General features: G+C 62.0%; 21 protein-coding genes. All 21 read right to left on the bottom strand.

Features of this window, described 5'->3' with window-relative positions; translation table 11 throughout:
• Positions 1-7: 7 nt before the first annotated feature.
• Positions 8-1138 (bottom strand): LamG domain-containing protein, encoded by a 1131-nt coding sequence (locus SJ05684_RS05150; RefSeq protein ID WP_034858747.1) that lies wholly within the window; start codon positions 1136-1138, stop codon positions 8-10.
• Positions 1139-1149: 11 nt separating this feature from the next.
• Entirely contained in the window at positions 1150-1569 is a 420-nt protein-coding gene (locus SJ05684_RS05145; RefSeq protein ID WP_034858744.1) for a hypothetical protein, read from the bottom strand.
• Positions 1570-1573: 4 nt separating this feature from the next.
• Positions 1574-2326, bottom strand: a complete 753-nt coding sequence (locus SJ05684_RS05140; RefSeq protein ID WP_050980188.1) for a hypothetical protein — start codon at positions 2324-2326, stop codon at positions 1574-1576.
• An 8-nt stretch (positions 2327-2334) separates the two neighbouring features.
• Entirely contained in the window at positions 2335-5682 is a 3348-nt protein-coding gene (locus SJ05684_RS05135) for a phage tail protein (protein WP_034858742.1), read from the bottom strand.
• Positions 5682-6599 (bottom strand): DUF2163 domain-containing protein, encoded by a 918-nt coding sequence (locus SJ05684_RS05130; RefSeq protein WP_034858739.1) that lies wholly within the window; start codon positions 6597-6599, stop codon positions 5682-5684. The genes SJ05684_RS05135 and SJ05684_RS05130 overlap by 1 nt, the downstream gene beginning before the upstream one ends.
• Complete coding sequence (locus SJ05684_RS05125; RefSeq protein ID WP_034858736.1) at positions 6596-7228, bottom strand: DUF2460 domain-containing protein; 633 nt, start codon at positions 7226-7228, stop codon at positions 6596-6598. The genes SJ05684_RS05130 and SJ05684_RS05125 overlap by 4 nt, the downstream gene beginning before the upstream one ends.
• Positions 7229-7231: 3 nt before the next feature.
• Positions 7232-10048, bottom strand: a complete 2817-nt coding sequence (locus SJ05684_RS05120; protein ID WP_034858733.1) for a phage tail length tape measure family protein — start codon at positions 10046-10048, stop codon at positions 7232-7234.
• 12 nt (positions 10049-10060) lie between these two features.
• Positions 10061-10291, bottom strand: a complete 231-nt coding sequence (locus SJ05684_RS05115) for a phage tail assembly chaperone (RefSeq protein ID WP_034858731.1) — start codon at positions 10289-10291, stop codon at positions 10061-10063.
• Between the two features lie 101 nt (positions 10292-10392).
• Positions 10393-10815, bottom strand: coding sequence for a phage-derived protein YdaY family protein (locus tag SJ05684_RS05110; protein ID WP_034858728.1), 423 nt, complete (start codon positions 10813-10815; stop codon positions 10393-10395).
• A gap of 69 nt (positions 10816-10884) precedes the next feature.
• Entirely contained in the window at positions 10885-11061 is a 177-nt protein-coding gene (locus tag SJ05684_RS29490; protein WP_157212018.1) for a hypothetical protein, read from the bottom strand.
• Complete coding sequence (locus SJ05684_RS05105) at positions 11061-12002, bottom strand: phage tail tube protein (protein ID WP_034858725.1); 942 nt, start codon at positions 12000-12002, stop codon at positions 11061-11063. Before SJ05684_RS05105 ends, SJ05684_RS29490 begins: the two co-directional genes overlap by 1 nt.
• A 44-nt stretch (positions 12003-12046) precedes the next feature.
• Positions 12047-12463, bottom strand: coding sequence for a hypothetical protein (locus SJ05684_RS05100; RefSeq protein WP_034858722.1), 417 nt, complete (start codon positions 12461-12463; stop codon positions 12047-12049).
• Positions 12460-12852: an HK97 gp10 family phage protein gene (locus tag SJ05684_RS05095; RefSeq protein ID WP_050980187.1), complete on the bottom strand. Its 393-nt coding sequence runs from the start codon at positions 12850-12852 to the stop codon at positions 12460-12462. Before SJ05684_RS05095 ends, SJ05684_RS05100 begins: the two co-directional genes overlap by 4 nt.
• Positions 12852-13040 (bottom strand): hypothetical protein, encoded by a 189-nt coding sequence (locus SJ05684_RS05090; protein WP_095694213.1) that lies wholly within the window; start codon positions 13038-13040, stop codon positions 12852-12854. The genes SJ05684_RS05095 and SJ05684_RS05090 overlap by 1 nt, the downstream gene beginning before the upstream one ends.
• Entirely contained in the window at positions 13037-13426 is a 390-nt protein-coding gene (locus tag SJ05684_RS05085; RefSeq protein WP_034858719.1) for a hypothetical protein, read from the bottom strand. Before SJ05684_RS05085 ends, SJ05684_RS05090 begins: the two co-directional genes overlap by 4 nt.
• Positions 13423-13809 (bottom strand): hypothetical protein, encoded by a 387-nt coding sequence (locus SJ05684_RS05080; protein WP_050980186.1) that lies wholly within the window; start codon positions 13807-13809, stop codon positions 13423-13425. The genes SJ05684_RS05085 and SJ05684_RS05080 overlap by 4 nt, the downstream gene beginning before the upstream one ends.
• Before the next feature lie 11 nt (positions 13810-13820).
• Complete coding sequence (locus SJ05684_RS05075) at positions 13821-14006, bottom strand: hypothetical protein (protein WP_034858716.1); 186 nt, start codon at positions 14004-14006, stop codon at positions 13821-13823.
• 2 nt (positions 14007-14008) lie between these two features.
• Positions 14009-14518: a DnaT-like ssDNA-binding protein gene (locus tag SJ05684_RS05070; protein WP_034858712.1), complete on the bottom strand. Its 510-nt coding sequence runs from the start codon at positions 14516-14518 to the stop codon at positions 14009-14011.
• Between the two features lie 12 nt (positions 14519-14530).
• Entirely contained in the window at positions 14531-14797 is a 267-nt protein-coding gene (locus SJ05684_RS05065) for a hypothetical protein (protein ID WP_034858709.1), read from the bottom strand.
• A gap of 57 nt (positions 14798-14854) precedes the next feature.
• On the bottom strand, positions 14855-16000 hold the full coding sequence (locus SJ05684_RS05060) for a major capsid protein (protein WP_034858707.1): 1146 nt from the start codon (positions 15998-16000) through the stop codon (positions 14855-14857).
• Positions 16001-16095: 95 nt separating this feature from the next.
• Complete coding sequence (locus tag SJ05684_RS05055; RefSeq protein ID WP_034858702.1) at positions 16096-16857, bottom strand: hypothetical protein; 762 nt, start codon at positions 16855-16857, stop codon at positions 16096-16098.
• Positions 16858-16869 lie beyond the last annotated feature (12 nt).

The following is a 16869-nucleotide window of genomic DNA, read 5'->3' as shown; positions in this document are numbered from 1 at the left end:
GCATTTCTTATGACCGTGGATAGGCGGACGTCGGAACCGTGAAGCCGGAATCGGATGCATACCGCGCCACGCCCTTGGTAATGCGGACCTCGTCTAACCAGCCATCCATGTCTGAAGACCCGGTGCCGTCAGTCGCACCGATCGCTAGAGCCGTGCTTTCGTAGTTGATGGCGTTGGCTGTGGTCAGGCTGCCGCGCATGACGCCGTCGATATAGAGTCGGATCTTGTTCGAGCCGTCGCGATCGACGCAGAGGTGATACCACTGGCCGGTCGCCGCAGTGACTCCGGACGATGTGATGATCTCGTTGAAGGACGATCCCCCATTCGAGCTGAATGCGAATTGGAAATTACTCAGCCCAGCATTGATGCCCATCACAAAGCTGGCTGCGTTAGATCCAGAACTGCCGAGAACCGACCTACTTGTGGATGTGATCGTGTTGAAACGAGCAAACATTTCGATGGTGAAGGGGGAACTTCCGAAGTCCCAGTCGGTACTTGCCGCGCAAGTGACTATATCGCCAGTCCCATCAAGCAACAGACTGGACCCGCCGAACTTCTGCTGCGCCGTGTCGAGTTGCGCGTTGCCTACGAAGGTGAGCGTGTGGGCGGAGTTGCTGTCGTCCGTTGATGTGGTCGCCCCGTCCGTACCGTCAAAGCCGCACAGAAGAACGACGCTTGAGAAGTTCGGGTCTGTCGCGCCATAAGTTAGCGTCGCCGCGTTCCCCGTTAGCGTGAATGAGCCCTGTGCCGCCGCCATGGCGAGCGCCCGTTTGAACGCCGCGTCGACGCCAGTCAGCGTGAACGACCCGCCCTCTGCAAGGACGGTGAGGGTCTTACTGAGACCTGCCACGTTGCCGGTAAGCGAGAACGCCCCGGCGCTTGCTTCCATGCGCAGCGCCCGTGTGAGCGCAGCGGCATTGCCCGTGATGGTGAATGTCCCGGTCTCCGCTACGAGATCGGGATAGCCGGTCGAGATATCCGCGTCGTTACCCGTCAGCGTGAAGGCGCCGGCAGCCGCCTCCATGCGCAAGGCGCGCAACAGGCCCGCATTAACACCGGTCAGGGTGAACGTGCCGGCCTCTGCCGTCAGCGTCGCGCCGGCCGACAGATAGACGAACGGGTTGATGAGGAAGCTCATGAATGCTCCGCTTAGGCGATCGTGATCGCGCCGCTTGCACTGAAGTCGATGGTGAGGCTTTCGCCGTCGGCAAGCGTCAGGTCGGAGCCATAGTCGTACCAGCCGATAAGCGGGTCTGCCGGCGACGTCGGCGTGTCGTTGTAGAGCGCGATGTACCGGAACGGCCCGACAGAGCCGCCGGACGCCGTCAGCGTCAGGTCGGCGAGCACAAGGCTGTAAGTGCCGGACGTCTGTGACGACGACGAGGTCGTGACGTTGCGCGATGACAGGTTCGTGTAGCTGATCTGCGTGAGATCGGCCAAGACGCTGTTGGTCGCAACCGGCGCATTTGCCGCCGCCGTCAGGGCCACGACAAGTTGGTCCGCCCCAAGGTTGTGCACCTTCTCCGCCAGGTTCTCGACGAAAGCGTTGATTTTGTTGAAAGCCGCCAATGTTTTAGCTCCTTGTTCCGATCAGCGCGACCTTGAGCCCCTTGGCCCCTGTCCCTGCCGTGTCGATGTCGATGGTCATTTCTGCGTCGTCTGCGAGTGAGGAGTCGGAGATGACGGGAGGCGTCGCCGCCGTGGTCGATGTCTTCTCGTTCGCGTCGATGGTGATTGCCGTGGAGAGGATCGAAACGCCGCCCTCGTTGATGTCGACGGTCACGACACCGGAAGATGAAGCCGTCGTGAGCGATGCCCGAACCGCCGTAAGCGTGACCGCCCGCGGCATGCGAAACGTGACCTTTGCCGTGCCGGTGGTGAGCGTCGTTGTCTCGTCGGAAGCAGCGACGACGAGTTCGAACGCCGTTCCCGTGCTCGGAGCCGAGACCGCCGCCCGGACATTGACACCGTCCGAGATGAAGGTTTGCGTCGATCCGCTGGCGACGGTCGGCGCTGTTACCACCTGCCCGGAAATGGTCACCGTGACCGTCTGGCTGGTGTTGTTGACGACGGTGAAGCGGCCGATCTCGACCGCGGCGACCGTGAGCGTTACCGGGCCGCCAGGAGCCGGGGAACCGGTGTTGAGGATGAAGCAGGCATTGGCCTGCATCTGTGCCGACGTCAGGCTTTCCGACGTGCTGTCAACGGAAACCGTCAGGGCTTCCGTCAGTTTCGCGTCGAGCCGCCCGAGGTTGTCCTCAAGGTCGTCAAAGACCCCTGACCCCTGGTTGGCGGCAACCGGGGTGCGTCCAGTGTTGTTCGTCATGGGTGCCCCTAGAGGGTTATGGTATCTTCAGCGACATAGCCGCGCCCGACGAGCGCGCTGATCTGGTAGACGCGGAAGGTGATATCGGCCGGCATTGAGCCCCAATCCGAAGAGATGTCCGCGGCGAGATAGGTCTTTTCGTTGGTCGTTGCGGTCAGCGTGCGCTTCACCGTCGAGCCGTCCATGATGTCGATCTCGAAGGACAGGCTGGATTCTCCATGAACCGTATCGGCCGGCCCGGTCAGAATGGCGATCGGGTTGAGCCTTGAGCGCCAATCCCAGCCGAGCGCAATGTCTGATCCGACGATTGACGCCGTGAGGTTCGTGGCTGGGAACGGCATTTCCGCCCGCCCGACGAGGGTATGCGACTCGGTCGGAACCTGCGAGATGTTGAAGGCATCCGACGCCGCCTTGTAGAAGACGCTATCGCCGAGCCGCCCGGCCTCGCCCGCGAACCGGACATGGTGACCGGGCTGGAGAAGGACGAAATAATCCCCGGCCGTCAGGTCATCCAAGAACGTCTGATAGTGCGGAGCCGACCAGATGATGTTGGAAATCGTCGCGGTCTTGTCGGTGACGGAAACAGTCTGGAAATAGATGATCACCCACCGCCCAGGCTTGCCGACCAGCGCCTTGTTCTGACCGGTGTAGAGCTCGGCCTGTGTAATGCTGGCGAGGTCGGCCGTATCGCCCGAGATGACCGCGACCGTGAGGCTCGACGCGGTGTCCGTGCCCGGATTAACCACAGGGCTACCCGTAATCGCCTCCAGACGCCCAACGACGGGCGAGACGCCATAGCGGGAGGTCAGCACCCCGTATGAGCTTCCATCGTACGAGCGGTACAGTGTGGCGCCCTGGAATGTGCCATACCCATAGCCGGACAGCATTGCATATTGCCGAACCGCTGTTCCCCCGAGGTCATCGCCCAGGCTCAAAAGCGGCGCGTCGAGATACAGAAACCGCGTCAGCCATGACGGGTCGGTAATGTCCGACAGGTTGAGGTCGACGCCGGTGAAGTCCGCATCGATCGCCTGCACGTATTGGGTGACAACCACGTCCTGGGTGAACAGTTCTCCGGAAAGGTTCGCCTCGTTGATCTGGCCGACGATGGTGAAGCCTTCGAAATCGAACTGCACGATATCGGCGGGCTCGTTGTAGAAATTGCTCGGTGCCAGCGTGAAGGCATACTGATCAAGCCCGAAATTCGAGCGGTAGACCTTCGTCGTGACGGCCTGCATCGCCTGGGTGGACGACAGGACGAAGTTGGTGGAGACGTCTTCGACCCGATCGGAGCGGGTGACCGAGTAGATGCCGACCGGCCGGCGGTATTCCTGCTCCGTCCTTTCGAACCGGGCGTTCTTGTCGATGTAGGAGATCCGGGCCCCGACAAGCGATTGCTCGTCCGAGAGCATGGTCTTGCGGATGTTGAATTCGGCCTGCTCGACGATATCGGTTGATGCAAGGGTGTCGTCCACGGCGAAGGAGCCGTCGCGCTTGGCCTTGATGTATTTCCGCTTGCCGTCGGAGGGGACGATCTTGACGTCGAAGATGTTGTTGGCGTCCTGCTCGGCATTGTCGAGCGTGGTGTCGTTCTCATAGACGACGCCGTAGCACTCACCCCCGGAGAAGTTGGTGAAGGTCAGATCCGAGGACGAGAACTTGCCGCGGTACTCCGCCAGCTTCGTGTAAACGGTCTGCAGGTCGAAGACGGGAACCGTGGAGAGCGGCAGGGTGTAGCGCGTCATGCCGGAGAACGTCAGGTTCACCGCGTCCGTGGTCAGATAGCCCTTCGACTGGTCGTAATAGACGTAGCCGCTCATGTAGTCGCTATCGTCGATGATGAACGACGTGGAGCCGTCGGAGAGGTCGATCAGATAGACCGCGCCATCGCCGAAGACCCGGCAGCCGGCCGCGAACCCGTCCCGGCATTTGAAATTGAACTGGCCGCCCGTCTCGTAATGCGAATAGTTGATCCGGAGATCGGTAACGCCAGTCGCGACCGTGTAGAGGGTGGACCCCAGGCTATCGATCTTCTTCAGCGCGCCGGTGGCGTCGTAGACGACAATGGTGTCATCGGTCCAATCGTAGGCGACGTCTCGGCAATCCGTGCCGGTATGGGCGATGGCAACGGAGACGATTCCGGCTTCAGAAAAGACCGCTTTCCAGACGTTGTTATCCTCGCCGCCGCCTGCGTCGGACGGAACGAAAAACATGATCGCCGTGCCATCGACGGATGGGCCGGGGCATGTTGACCTGATTTCACCCGACCCACTCGCCGCAACCGGGTTTGTGAACTGGTGTACGATGTTCGTGAGCGTGCCGGCGGTGATGTCGGCTACTGTGACCATCAGCGGGCAATTGCCGTCGCTGACCGTGCCGATTGCATCCGAATAGACGAGATACTTCGTCGCCGCTCCGCTCGAGATCAGTTGCGCCCGGATCGGATTCGGCTCAAACGGCGTGCCGGTCTTGGTGAGCGGGGCCAGGACTTCATCAACGACGCCCGTCACCGTGTTGATGAGGGCGAGTTTATAGAGGTTGTCCGCGTCATCGATCAGGGCGCCGACGATGTAATCCGAGCCGTCGAGAGACACCCAATAGCCGATGTAGTCGGTCGTCCCGCCAGCCCACGAGACCTTGGCCCGGTTGATCTCCTGATTGGTCAGGATATCGATGGTGAGGATGTAGACGTCGCCCGTCGAGTTATCGAGGTCGGACGTGTAGAAGTGGTTGCGGACCCGGTCTATGGCGTTTTCATCGCCGCCGGAACCATCATGGATCGCGCCGAAATTGAGCGTTGCCTCTGCGCTGGAAAGCGCGCTCGAGCTTGCCCCGGTCGAAAGCTCTGCCTGGAATGACGGAAGCTGATTGCCATAGGGCGCGATATCAAACCCTTCCAGCACCGCATAGGCGAGTTTCGGCCAATAGGTCGGGTTATCGAGGTTGTCCTCGAGCAACGTGTCGAGCGCCGCCTGGTCGCCGCCATAGAAGCGGATCGTGCCGGGAAAGGTCTTGGTCGGCGTCTCCGTGCGATAGATGTACTTGTCGTTGGCCTTGAGGTTGATCAGCGACACCGTGCCGCCCAGGGACGTTTCGCAGAACGCCAGAACGAGATTGACCTTGGTCGTGTCGCCGGATTGCGTGACGCCGCCCAGCAGATCGGGGTCGACGATCAGCTTGCCGTAGACCGGGAACGTGCCGATGCCCTGCGGGATCTTGTCGCCCAGCGGAGACGGCAGGCCGATTTCTCCAGACGACGTGCCGCCGGAAGACGTGACAACGGGTTCGGTCGTCGCAATGCCATAGAACGGGCCATATGGCGTTACGCCGCTCTGTCCGACTATCCCCCACGCCATTAGCCTTGAGCCCACCTTACATAGCTGTCGTTGTCGCCGCTCGATTCCTGCGCGGGCGCCGGTTGCTTGACGTTGAAGGTCAGATCGCCGGTCGGAAGATCCTCGAAGGCGAAGCGCCGGGCGATGTTGGAGAACCGCTCGCAGCCATTGGCCCCGACGGACTTGTCACACCCTGCATGGATCAGAGCGGTATCAGAAGCCGCCACAGGAGCCCGCAGAGGCTCCCAGAGCTTCACCGTGGACGAGGACTGCACCCAACGTCGGACGGCATAGGAAAAGCCCTCATTCTCGCCCGACGTGAACTTGATTGCGCCATTGGCGAAGAAGTCATCGACCGCCGCGCCGCGCGCACCGGAAATCGTGAAGGTGAAGGCGTCGGTATAGGTCGCGACGGTGACAGAGTCCTGCCATGAGCCGGCGACGTCGACGCCGCAGCCCGTTTCCCCTAGATCCCATTGGCAGCCCGGCTTGAACGACTTCAGCATCAATTCGCGTTGGGCGCGCTCTGCCGCTCTGACGTCCAAGGTCGCCCGTCGGCTGTCCAGCGCATCGACGGCGCCGACATACCATTGAAAGCCAATCTCGACGTTTTCCAGGGAGGAATGATCTATGATGTAAAGCCGGATGCGGGCCTGGTCGAGCTTGCGCCGTGCGGCGGCGTCGAAGAGAATGGGCGTCGTGTCGTCGATTGGCAGGATCAATTCGACCGAGGGCGGGTCGCGGCCGTCCGTCACCCGGATATTGCCAATGTCAAAGCCTGGATTGCCGAGGTAGACATTCCCGCCGACGGTGACGTTCTTGCCGAAATTGTTCAGGTAGACATTCGCGCCGTCGATGGTCGTGATCCGGCACAGCCAGCCAAGCGTCGTCACGGTTGATGCAGCGGCGCTCTTGAGGGCGGCCGAGGCGTTCCTCATTCCAGCACCTCTTGTGCGTCAAAGCTCTGGATGGAACCGTAATTGGCCGATTGCGAGGACATCTGCAGGCCGGCGAAGTCGTTCCGGAAGCGGACGGGGAAATAATATTCGGTCGGTGATGCAGCCGTGCCGATCGTCACCACCTGTCCCGCGGTGAGCGGAGCGGAGAGCGTGACGAGTCCGTCTGTATGGGTTGCGCTACCATCAAGAACGCCGTCGACATAGACCTTGAGCGTGCCCGAGGCGATGTACTTGATCGTGCGGGTAAAGGGGTTCCCCCCGATGTCATAGCGCTTGATGACCTGGGCCGTGGTTTCGCCGCCGGCCGCGACAAGCACCGTCCCGCCGATCAGCGCCGTTTCGTCGACGAGCTCGAAATTCCACGGGTCTTTCAAGAGCCACGAATAGAGCGGCCCGCGGCGGCCCATGTAGAAGTCGAGCATGTCGCGGATTTCATCGTCGTTGAGCTCGGCAATGGAGAAGTCAAAACGCCAGCGGGGGTTGGCCCTGCGCGCGTTCCGACGTTCATAGCCGCCTGAAACCGACGTGATCGCCGTCAGGAACTCCGGCCCCGAGGTGTAGCCGACCGCCAGATTGTCGGAGAGGATCGCGGTGGAATGATCGACCATAGCTTACTTCACCTGCTGCACGGCGCGGCGGAACTGGTCTTCCATCGCTTGGCGGGATCTGGCGTCGCCGATGTTGCCGCCATTGAAGTTATTGATGATTTGGATCGGCCGGTCGCTCTTCGCCGGCTGCGCGCCGCGCTGATCCGACACCCGGTTGTCATCGACGATGATCACCCGTTCCTTGTTGCGCTTGAAGAACTCGACCTTCTGGTCTTCGCCCGGCATGATCTGGCCGTTGTTGGCGAAGCCGACTTGCCGCTTGAGGCGATCGAGCAAGGTCGGAGAGGAACCGGCGCCCCCGATATTGATGCTGCTGAGATAGGCGCCGCCGAAATACCCGGGCCCCTGGCCAACGCCAGCAAGGGCGCCGACATTGCCGTTGAGCATCGCATCCGCGACCGGATCGTACCGGCCCCCGCCCGTGCCGGCGAAATTGCGCGCAGCATTGAAATAGTAGGGCGAATACGGGTCGAGATGGCTTTGTCCGCCCGACGAACCGGACGAACCGCCATAGGAACCCCGTGACGATCCACGAGAATAGGACGAACCGCCCGAATAGGATCCGCCACCGCTGGAGACAGCCGACTTGAGCGACTTGAGGCAAGCGACCATTTCGGAGAATTCGCTTTCCGCCGTCTCCCAATAGTTCGTGTGGATGCGGAGCTCCTGGACGACGTTGTAGAGATGGTCCTCGATCAGCGAGAGCGTGTCACGGCCGCCGGAGAGGATCGCCGCCGTCGAGTTCGTGTCGGTGACGTTCCCGGCCCCGGACATGGTGAGCAGCTCCGGGCCATTTTCGCCGACGAGATAGGTGCCGCCCGCCGATACCGGACCGCCGGCCGCGCGGGTGCCGCTGAGACGGCCCATCTGCTGGAGCGTCTGCATGTCGTAGGGCGAGTCGTAGTAATAGCCGCTCTGGCCGCCATAGGAGCCGTTGCCGGCCGACACGCCGACGGTCTTGCCGCCGCCGACCTGATACTGCGAATAGGAGAAATCGGCGTTGCCGCCGATGACATTGACATTGGCCGTACCGCCGTTGGCCGAAGGAACGGTGTATTGCTGGATGCCGATGCGGATCAGCTTGTCCGGGATGTTCTGAATGGAGTTGGAGAGCGACTTGACCGCCGACTCCAGATCGCGGGCGCGCATGTTGCCGTTGATCAGGGCGTTGATGAAAGCGTCGACGGACGCGGTGTTGCCGCCAAGCTGGTGAAGGCTTTGCCGGATCAGTTCAAGGCTTTCGTGCGCCGTCCTTGCCGTCATGGTGCCGCTATCGAGGGCGTTGAACACCTTCTGTATAGAGGAAGCAGCCGCTTCGATGGCACTGGAGGCCCCGTTGATGTCCCGTCCGAACACGTCCGCCACCGGCGTCTGAGCCGCAGCGGCAAGCGTTGCCTGGATGTCCTTCAGTTCCGACTTCATGGAACGAAGCTGGTTTCCAGACTGCTCGAACCCCGCGAGCGTGGCGCGGCGCGCGTCCATCATCTGCTGGTTGACGTCGATGACGGTGGAACGCGCCTGCTGTGCTGCCGTCGCAATTCCTCCGACTGCCTGGCTGAGACCGGTAGCGCCTTGGATGGACCGCGAAAAGTCCATATTAGCCAGATCGGCAAGGCGGGACTGCGCGCGGTTGGTTCCGATGCGATCAACGACGTCAGAGCCGAAGTCGCGCAAGGGCGTGCTCGTCATGATGGATTCGATATCGGCATTGCGCTGCTGTGCGGCGCGCGCCAGTTCCTCCGCATAGGGGTTGCGCTGTTCCGGGATGGTCTGGTCAGAGGCACCTATGGTGGGGATATCCACGCCGGGGATGCGATTGAACGCTGCTATGATCTGATCGACCGCGTCGGCGTTCCTCTTGATCAAGCTGTTGAGCTCGCGAATGGCAAAGTTCACAGCGCCGACAAAGGCAGCGCCCATCATGTTCGGGAACTGGTTCCAGATGAACTTGACGTCCTCGTAGGCCGCCCGGAAGGAGTTGATCACCAATTCGCCCACGTCGACGGCCGCCGAAGAGAGCTTTTCGAAGGCATAGAACAGCGGGTCGAGCAGCGTGGAGACCGCCGGCCCGAAGGTGTTCTGCAATCCTTCCCATATCGTCTGGAAGGTCGCGGTCATCACCTCACCCCAGGTCACAGAGGACCGTAGAGCGGCTTCAGCCTCGCTCTTGATATGACCAAGCCCGAGAGCGACAGGCGCAAGCACGGCGCCCCAGCGGCCGAAACGGGATGCAGCGCGACCGGCCATGTCCGCCGTCTCGCGGAGTGCAGCCGCTACCCCGCCCTGCCCGGCATAGATCTGGCTGATCTGGCTGCCCTGCTGCGCAAAGACCATCAGCGGATTCATGCCGGAGGCGAGCGAAACCGCGATATCGTTCAACTGGAAGATCAGGTTCGTGCGCTGGAAGGAAGCCATGCGCATTGCCGCATTGTTCGCATGGATGGCGACGGTGTGCGACTTGAGCGCTGCGACATTGGCAAGCGCCGCCTGCCGCTCGCGAGACAGCGCGTTCGCCATCTCATTGGCAGACAGTGCCCCGACACGATGCGCCATGCGGATCTCGTCCTGCACCTGCTTGTAGCGCTGGAGCACGGCGAAGGTCGGGTTGAACTTGGCCCGAAGCGCGTCCTGTTGCTGGGTGAGAGCCTGCGCCGATGCCTGGGCCGACTTGGCCATTTCCTGCTGGGCGCGCGTCAGTTGATCGGTCATCTTCTGCGCGCCGATCGCCGCGTCGCCGATCTCCTTCAGTTCCCGCTTGACGACGCGGCCGCCGGTCTGCGCGCCGGACGGATCGATGAATATCGAAACTCCTCTTTCCATAGCGTCAGACCCTTATTTCGGTTGTGGTTTGCGGGCGCGAGCCCATTCGAGAGCCGCCTCGTCCATCGCGACGACGATCCGGCAGAGTTGCCCCCGAAGATCGAGGTCACGGACCCCGACCAGATCGGCATAGGCGAGAATGTCGGCAATCAGGATATCGGAGACACCGTCAAAAGCCGGCCTGCGGGCCTTGCTGAGCGTCTGGAAGGCTTTCCAGAAGAATGCGTTGCCCTGATCCGGCAAAACGCGCCTGTCGAGCGCTGGAGCCGATTTACCGGCATCTCGTCTATCCTGGAGAAATTCGAGATGTTCGCCCCACTCCAGATTCCAGAGCAGGGCCTCGATCAGTTTTTTGCGGCGTCCTCTTCCTGTTTGGCGCGGAAGTTGGCGAGGTCGCCGCAATCCTCCTGAAACAGCGCGAAGACGCGCCGGAAGGCCGGGGTTTCCATCATCGCCACGAAGTTGTCGACGGTGGACTCGATCGGCTTGCCTGCAGACTTCGCCGTCGTCGACCATTTCAGGACAACCGTCGTTCCATAGAGGCGGATGATGTCGGAGAACTGCTTCACCGCGTCGACCTGACCGAGCTTGCGCTCGCGGTCATGGCGCTGGGAGAGCTTGACGAAGGCTTGCGTGAAGTCCTCGTTATCGTCGCCGGCAATCTTGGAAATGATCGTCACGTTGCCGTAGGGCGTGTCATAGACGAACGTCACGCCCTCTTCGAGCGCAATCGTCTTGTCGGCGGGAACAAAGCCGTCAATCTGCATATCGGGATTCCTTCTGTCGGGAGGGGTGGCCGTGGCGAGCCCGACACCCGCCACGGCCTAGCGTGCACACTATTCGTTGTCGGGGGTGGCTTTGGATTTCTTGCGGGTAGCCATGCCCTTGTCGGTCAGGAGCTTGGCGTAATGCTCGGGAACGGAGGCTTCGACGCCCGCCTGGAACGACACCTTCTTGATGCCGTCCGGGTAGCCATCGAAGTCCTGCGAGGGGATGACGCGGACGACTGCCATTAGGAGACGGCCCGCGTGATGATGATGCTGGCGTTGTTGGCCGGCGAGCCCGAGGTGTCATAGATCGCTTGGAAGTCCATGTTGACCATGACGTCCTGGTTGTTGCCGGGGGTCTGCGCGTCGCCTGCGGTCATGTAGAGCTTCGGCAGGTTGATCGTGTACTTCTCACCCGAGACCGAGCCGACCGTGAAGGACAGCGACGAACTCGTGTGGTTGTCGAGCAGGTCGAGGACCGCCTTGTTCTCGAGGTATGCCTCGATCGAGCCGGTGACGACGTGCTGACCGAGGCCGACGCCGGCCAGATCATCGGAACCTATCTTGTCCTGAGCCCGCAGGTTGTTGTTGAGGTTGAGGCGGATGGAGCGGACCTGCAGCGCCGGGGAGACGGAACCGATCGTCAGCGAGGCGAAGTCGGAAGAGCAGTTCATCACCGCCTTGGTGTTGGCGGCGGTATAGGTGGCGCCGGAGAGTGCCGCGGCAGCCGCCGAATAGGACCGGCCAATCAGGGACATGTTGCCGGTGACGATCTGCTTCGCCTGGAAATTCAGCGTCGTGGTGTTGATGAGGCAGCCGGCATAGCGGCGGAAGACGTCGGTCGCGCCGGTCTCGAAGGTCTTTTCGAAGGTGAAGGCGTGCCGGTCGCGGCCGTTCTTCAGGACGTTCGAAGACCAGGTGCCGAGCAGCGCACTTTCGAGCAGACTGTCGAGGGTGGCATAGGTCAGCTCGAAGTCAAAGCCGCCCGAGACCATCTTGCCGACTTTGGTGACGTCCGGCACGTTGCCGTCGGAGCGGATTTCGTTCGACGAGACCGTCTGCTTTTCGCCGACGAGGGATTCGCCGGTGAAGCGGAGAACCTGGAAGGTGGGGGAGGAAGGAGTCGTGCCTTCCGTCGACTCCGTGACGAAGGCAAGGCGGGTGCCCGAGGTATCTGCAATGGTCATTGAGGGTTCCTTTCAAGAAGAAGCCCGTCAACCGGGCAGTGCTGTTAGCCGTTGTACTCGTCACGCTCGAAGGGGCAGGCAATGGTCGAGAGCAGGAAGGGCGGTTCGTCTTCCCTTCCGATGACGTAGGGGACGCGACACCTGACGCCGCCGAAGGTGACGTTGCGGAAGAACCCCATGATCGTCTCTTCGATCGGGCGGAGTGTCGCGGTCCCTACCCCGCCAGGCGTGGCGATCTGGAAGAGGATCACGCCGACGTTCCGAATGAGATTGGTGCCTGGGCTGCCGAAGCTGATCTGCTCTGCGGCGCCGTCGGCGATCCGCATCCGAACCGACGTGGTGTTGGCGACGAATTCGAACTTCTGCCCGTCGTAGCCGACCTTGAGAGCCGAGTAGGCAGAGGCCGCCCATTGCGTCGCGAAGCGGGATTCGATCGCGGAGCGTTCCGTTTCCAAGGTCATCTGAATTGGCTCTCGATTTCAGCAATGGTCAGGGCGACGACGCCGGCAGGCGCCTGCTTCGACCAGCCCGTTTCCAGGCGGCGCGCATAGGGCAGATTGTTGGATATCCAGACGGTGCGATAAGGCGGCAGGGCGGCAATCAGCGCCGCACCCTTGGCGATGGTCTCTCCCCCGCCCTTGTCGGTCGCATCCGTGATCGATGTGTCTTTGGCGTCGACCGAGACCGTCCAGTTGCCGCGGAAGCGTCCAGTGTCGACCGGGCTCTTCATCACGACGCCGCGCAACGCCTGCAGCGCGACCTTCTGCACGACCTGCTGAACGGCGTCGTCGGTCAGTTCCTCACCGAGCGCCTGGAGGCTCAAGGCGAAGTCCATAGCCTTCTGCGCCATCAGTGGACCGTCATTTCTTCGCAAGAGGTGATTTCGAAAGCGAGCAGCCGCCCGTCTCCCGTCTGGCAGACAGCGAAAGCCGCGTCATCGAGGTCGTCCGTTTCATCGCCATCGTCATCGAGTAGGCAGACGATCGGCAGTTCCTCGCCTTCCTCGGTCGTGAGCATCATCGGGACGGGCTCGCTCATGCGGCGATCACGATGAAGAACGAACCGGCCCCGACGACATCGCCGACAGCCTTGATCGTGCGCGTGACACCGCCGGCCGCGATCGTGTCGTTCTCCTTTGGGTCGCCGGTCAGCCCCTCGAGGATCATCACGACGTCCGCCGGCCCCGCGACATAGCCGGGGAAGATGTCGGTGATCTTGGCCCCGCCTACGCCTTCCACGGTCGCGCCGGTGCAGATCAGCGCCCGCCCAGTGTAGGTGCTCGTCGTCTCGCTATAAGCGCCCGTGGTGGCGTCATAGGCGCCCTGCGTCTTGTGGGTGACGGTGCAGGACAGGATGACGTCCGAAAGCTCTTCGGCGACCGCGTCGAAGACTTCCTCGGCTATTGCGGCGACGGTGGTGGTCATTTCGGCAACCCCCTCGTCTTATCGAATGCTTGGACCAACGCCATCGATATGGCCTGCATCGAATAGGCTTCGAATTCGGCGCTAGGGCTCTTTTCGCCCATGTGCTTCAGGATGTACTGCCAGACGTGGGTTGCCTCGTGGACGAGAAGCCCGACGATTTCGAGCATATTCCGCTCGCTCTCGGCGCCGTCGGCAATGGTGACGAGGATGCATTCCCCCCAGCCCTTGGTCTCGTGAAAGACCGTGCACGTTCCAGCATTGGTGGGGTACTCAGCGTCTATATGGCCCAGACGCTTGACTTCCTTCTTCCACGCCTTCTCGCTGGGGCAGAAGCCGAAGTACATCGGCTGCCAGCCCTTGTCACACCAGATGACGCGGTCCATGCGATCTCCGATCAATTCACGATGAAGTAGACCAGCCAGGCGACCAGCGAGACGAGTGTCGCGAACGCGAACAGCATGAAGTTGGCAAAGCCGATCAGCAGCGATCCCCATTCGCTCCGCATCGGCTCCCCGTCGCAAAGGCTGAAAGCGATGAAGAACGCCCCGAACGAGAGAGCCGCCGGGACGATCCACCACATTGTCAGGCCCTCAGAAGGTCGATGCCGTTGCTGTTGGTGATGAAGCCGGTCAGCAGCCCATCGATCGAGGTGACCGTCGAGCGCGTCGGTGCGCCGCCGTCATATTCGGTCTCGACTTCGGCAGGTCCGGCCTTCACCTTCTTGCGTTTGATGGCATTGCCGCGGGTGAGCACGGGCTCGAGGTCGGTTCCGGTCAGGATCAGCAACGCCGCTTCGAAGTTGGCGCGTTTGATCGCGGTCGGGATCGCGTCCGATGCTATCGGATAGCCATCGAGATCGTTGACATAGGCCCGAGGCCAGGCGAGCGCCTGTGTCGAAGACGTCTTCACGCCCACCCAGCGGCCCGCATAGAGGCGTTCAAGGTAATCGCAGCCTCGGATGAGGGCTTCCTCTTTATCGCCTTCTGTGCCCGTCCATGTGGAAATGCCGCGGGCCGTGAAATAGGTGGCGGCTTCAGCAGCAGAGCCATAGGCAACGGCGGTTGCGGAGCCGGCTGTAACGTCAATGGCCATGGGATACCCCTATCAGCGGCGCGCCAGTTCCGCCTTGATGATGGCTTCGGCCTCGGCCTTGTTCGCCGGCGGTTTGTTGGAGAAGTTGGCGGCCAGAGAGCGGAGCGCAAACCACTTCATCTCCTGCCAGTCGGCTGGGATTTCTGCGGTGCTTGCCTCTGCCTTCGCTTCACCCCACCGCTTGTGGACGGCCGGATCGAAGTCGCTTTCATTGATGATCGCGTAGTCGCCCGGCTTGCGGGGGTCGGCAATCTTCACTGTCGGGATCTGGTTGCTCATGTCTGGATTCCTTCATGGTTGGGAGAAGGGGCGGATTGCGCCGCCCCCGTCTCATGGTTAGCCGAGCAGGGTAGCGACGTGCGCTTCCTTGATGACCTTGAAGCCCCAAGCCAGGCGGACGTGGTAGACGACCTGCAGGAACTGGCGATAGACGGCGATTTCGAAGGCGAGACCGGTACGGTCGTCGACAAGCATCATCGCGTCATCGGCCATGTCACCGCCGTTCGGCATAGCCGGAGCGCGGGTGGCAAGGACGATAGCCGAGCGGTCGAAGGCGACGTTGGCGGTGTAGTTGTTGCCAACAGTGATCGCGTCGTTGTCGGTTTCGGCAGCGACAAGACCGGGCTTGCCGATGACGAAGGAGCCGGACGACAGGGCCGTGTTGACCACGTACTTGTCGGTCGTGCCCGCGAAGGTCACGATGTCGCCGGCCAGGATCGTGCCGGAGCCGCCGTCAGCTGCGATCGTGGTGTCGCCGACTGCCGAGGACGCATCGTTGAGCAGGTAGCTTGCGCCCGTGCCCTTGGTGTGCAGGCTAACAGCGTCGGAATGGCGGAGAGCCATGCCCATGACGCGGTCGGTCATGCCGTTGCGGAGCATGTCGGCGGAACCGGCTTCGTTGACCTTGAAGAGGCCGGACTGCTTGCCGCGGAGGTTGGCAACCGCAGCATGACCGAGGACAAGCTGCAGGTCGGTCTTCGGGGCGCCGTTCTCTTCGAGGATGCGCATGACGCCCGCGAAGTCGGACATGTCGGCGGCGGTGCCGAACGGAGTCGTGCCGGCCGTACCGTAGGCGCGGGACGAGCTCTGATAGGCTTCCGTCCAGAGATCGGTTTCGATCTCGTTCACCAGCGTGCGCATGCCCTGGTAGAAGCGCTGCGCCTGGATGCTGGAGAAGGTGCCGGCGTTCTGCAGGCCCTTAGTCTCTTCGCCGTTCCAGCGCACCGCAACGTGCTTGGACTTCGTGATCGACACGGAGACGTTATCGATCGTCTGGTCGCCGGTATCCGGGGCGTTGACGCCAGCGGTGTTGTCGGCGGACGACGCGGACGGGGTGACCGGGATACGAACGGTCTCGTTGAGAGCCGCGCGCTCGATCGAGGAGTTGCGGGAAACCGCCGGGATGAAGCCGGTCAGTTCGCGGGAAACGACATCCAGAGCCTCGTAGAGGTCCGGAATCAGGTTGGTAAGCGTATTGGCCACAGTGGGCTCCTTTCGGTTTCAATTGATGGTTTGAGGCTGAAAGAGGCCACTGGCCTTGGGGGAACGGGCGACCACTGGACGCCCGCGGGGAGTTGTCAGTCGACGATCTGGGTACCGCCCGACACGGTTTCGCGCTGTGCCTTGTGGTCGAGGGCGTTGAAGTCGGCGCGCTTCATCGTCTTGCCGCCGAGGTTGCCCTTGCCGCCCGGAGGGTTCGGGCCGGTGGACTTGGCGACGTAGATTTTGCCGTCATCCGAGCCCGCCCAGTCAGTGACGAAGCGAGACAGCGACACGGGGCCGAGATCGGTTTCGACTGAGGCTTTGAAGACGTCTCCGTCTTCTTCGACCTGGATCTTGCCGGCGGACTTCAGGTAGGGCAGCAGCTTCGCCTTGTGCCGCGGGTCGATCGATGCCTCGTCCATGGCGCGGGAAAGGCCGTCGTCGATCGTCATCCGCTGCAAGGCGGCGTTGAGTTTGGCGTTGCGCTCGTCGCGGGTCTGGATTTCGCCGTTGTACTTGGTCTCGAGGGTCTGGCGGACCTTGTCGCGGATCTGTTGGATTTGCTCCTCGGTCGGGGCGCCGCCCTTCCCTTCCGCCGCCTGCTTCAGGGTCTCGTAGGCGGAACCGTCGAAATCGTCCGGCAGACCGGTCAGGCGGGATTCGACAGCCGTCAGCTTCTCGGTCAATTCGCGCTTCTCGCCGCGGACTCGGTCCAGTGCGCCCTTCAGCGCCTTGGCGTCCGGATGCTCTTGCAGGCCGCCGATCTGCAGGACGAACACGCCGTCCTTCTCGGCATAAAGGCCGCGGAACTGTTCTTCGACACTGTCGAGGTCTTGTACGATTGCTTTGATGGCCACTGGCCTTGCTCC

It is taken from the genome of Sinorhizobium sojae CCBAU 05684, from assembly GCF_002288525.1.
Classification (GTDB): domain Bacteria; phylum Pseudomonadota; class Alphaproteobacteria; order Rhizobiales; family Rhizobiaceae; genus Sinorhizobium; species Sinorhizobium sojae.
Note: the sequence above shows the minus strand (reverse complement) of the source record. Positions and strands in the feature narration are given on the sequence as shown.

Coding starts and splice junctions, on each gene's coding strand:
- SJ05684_RS05080 (WP_050980186.1), bottom strand. CDS start 13,809: ATGGACCGCGTCATCTGGTGTGACAAGGGCTGGCAGCCGATGTACTTC.
- SJ05684_RS05065 (WP_034858709.1), bottom strand. CDS start 14,797: ATGAGCAACCAGATCCCGACAGTGAAGATTGCCGACCCCCGCAAGCCG.
- SJ05684_RS05150 (WP_034858747.1), bottom strand. CDS start 1,138: ATGAGCTTCCTCATCAACCCGTTCGTCTATCTGTCGGCCGGCGCGACG.
- SJ05684_RS05125 (WP_034858736.1), bottom strand. CDS start 7,228: ATGGTCGATCATTCCACCGCGATCCTCTCCGACAATCTGGCGGTCGGC.
- SJ05684_RS05090 (WP_095694213.1), bottom strand. CDS start 13,040: ATGAGCGAGCCCGTCCCGATGATGCTCACGACCGAGGAAGGCGAGGAA.
- SJ05684_RS05085 (WP_034858719.1), bottom strand. CDS start 13,426: ATGACCACCACCGTCGCCGCAATAGCCGAGGAAGTCTTCGACGCGGTC.
- SJ05684_RS05105 (WP_034858725.1), bottom strand. CDS start 12,002: ATGACCATTGCAGATACCTCGGGCACCCGCCTTGCCTTCGTCACGGAG.
- SJ05684_RS05120 (WP_034858733.1), bottom strand. CDS start 10,048: ATGGAAAGAGGAGTTTCGATATTCATCGATCCGTCCGGCGCGCAGACC.
- SJ05684_RS05095 (WP_050980187.1), bottom strand. CDS start 12,852: ATGGCGCAGAAGGCTATGGACTTCGCCTTGAGCCTCCAGGCGCTCGGT.
- SJ05684_RS05135 (WP_034858742.1), bottom strand. CDS start 5,682: ATGGCGTGGGGGATAGTCGGACAGAGCGGCGTAACGCCATATGGCCCG.
- SJ05684_RS05130 (WP_034858739.1), bottom strand. CDS start 6,599: ATGAGGAACGCCTCGGCCGCCCTCAAGAGCGCCGCTGCATCAACCGTG.
- SJ05684_RS05100 (WP_034858722.1), bottom strand. CDS start 12,463: ATGACCTTGGAAACGGAACGCTCCGCGATCGAATCCCGCTTCGCGACG.
- SJ05684_RS05140 (WP_050980188.1), bottom strand. CDS start 2,326: ATGACGAACAACACTGGACGCACCCCGGTTGCCGCCAACCAGGGGTCA.
- SJ05684_RS29490 (WP_157212018.1), bottom strand. CDS start 11,061: ATGGCAGTCGTCCGCGTCATCCCCTCGCAGGACTTCGATGGCTACCCG.
- SJ05684_RS05070 (WP_034858712.1), bottom strand. CDS start 14,518: ATGGCCATTGACGTTACAGCCGGCTCCGCAACCGCCGTTGCCTATGGC.
- SJ05684_RS05075 (WP_034858716.1), bottom strand. CDS start 14,006: ATGTGGTGGATCGTCCCGGCGGCTCTCTCGTTCGGGGCGTTCTTCATC.
- SJ05684_RS05110 (WP_034858728.1), bottom strand. CDS start 10,815: ATGCAGATTGACGGCTTTGTTCCCGCCGACAAGACGATTGCGCTCGAA.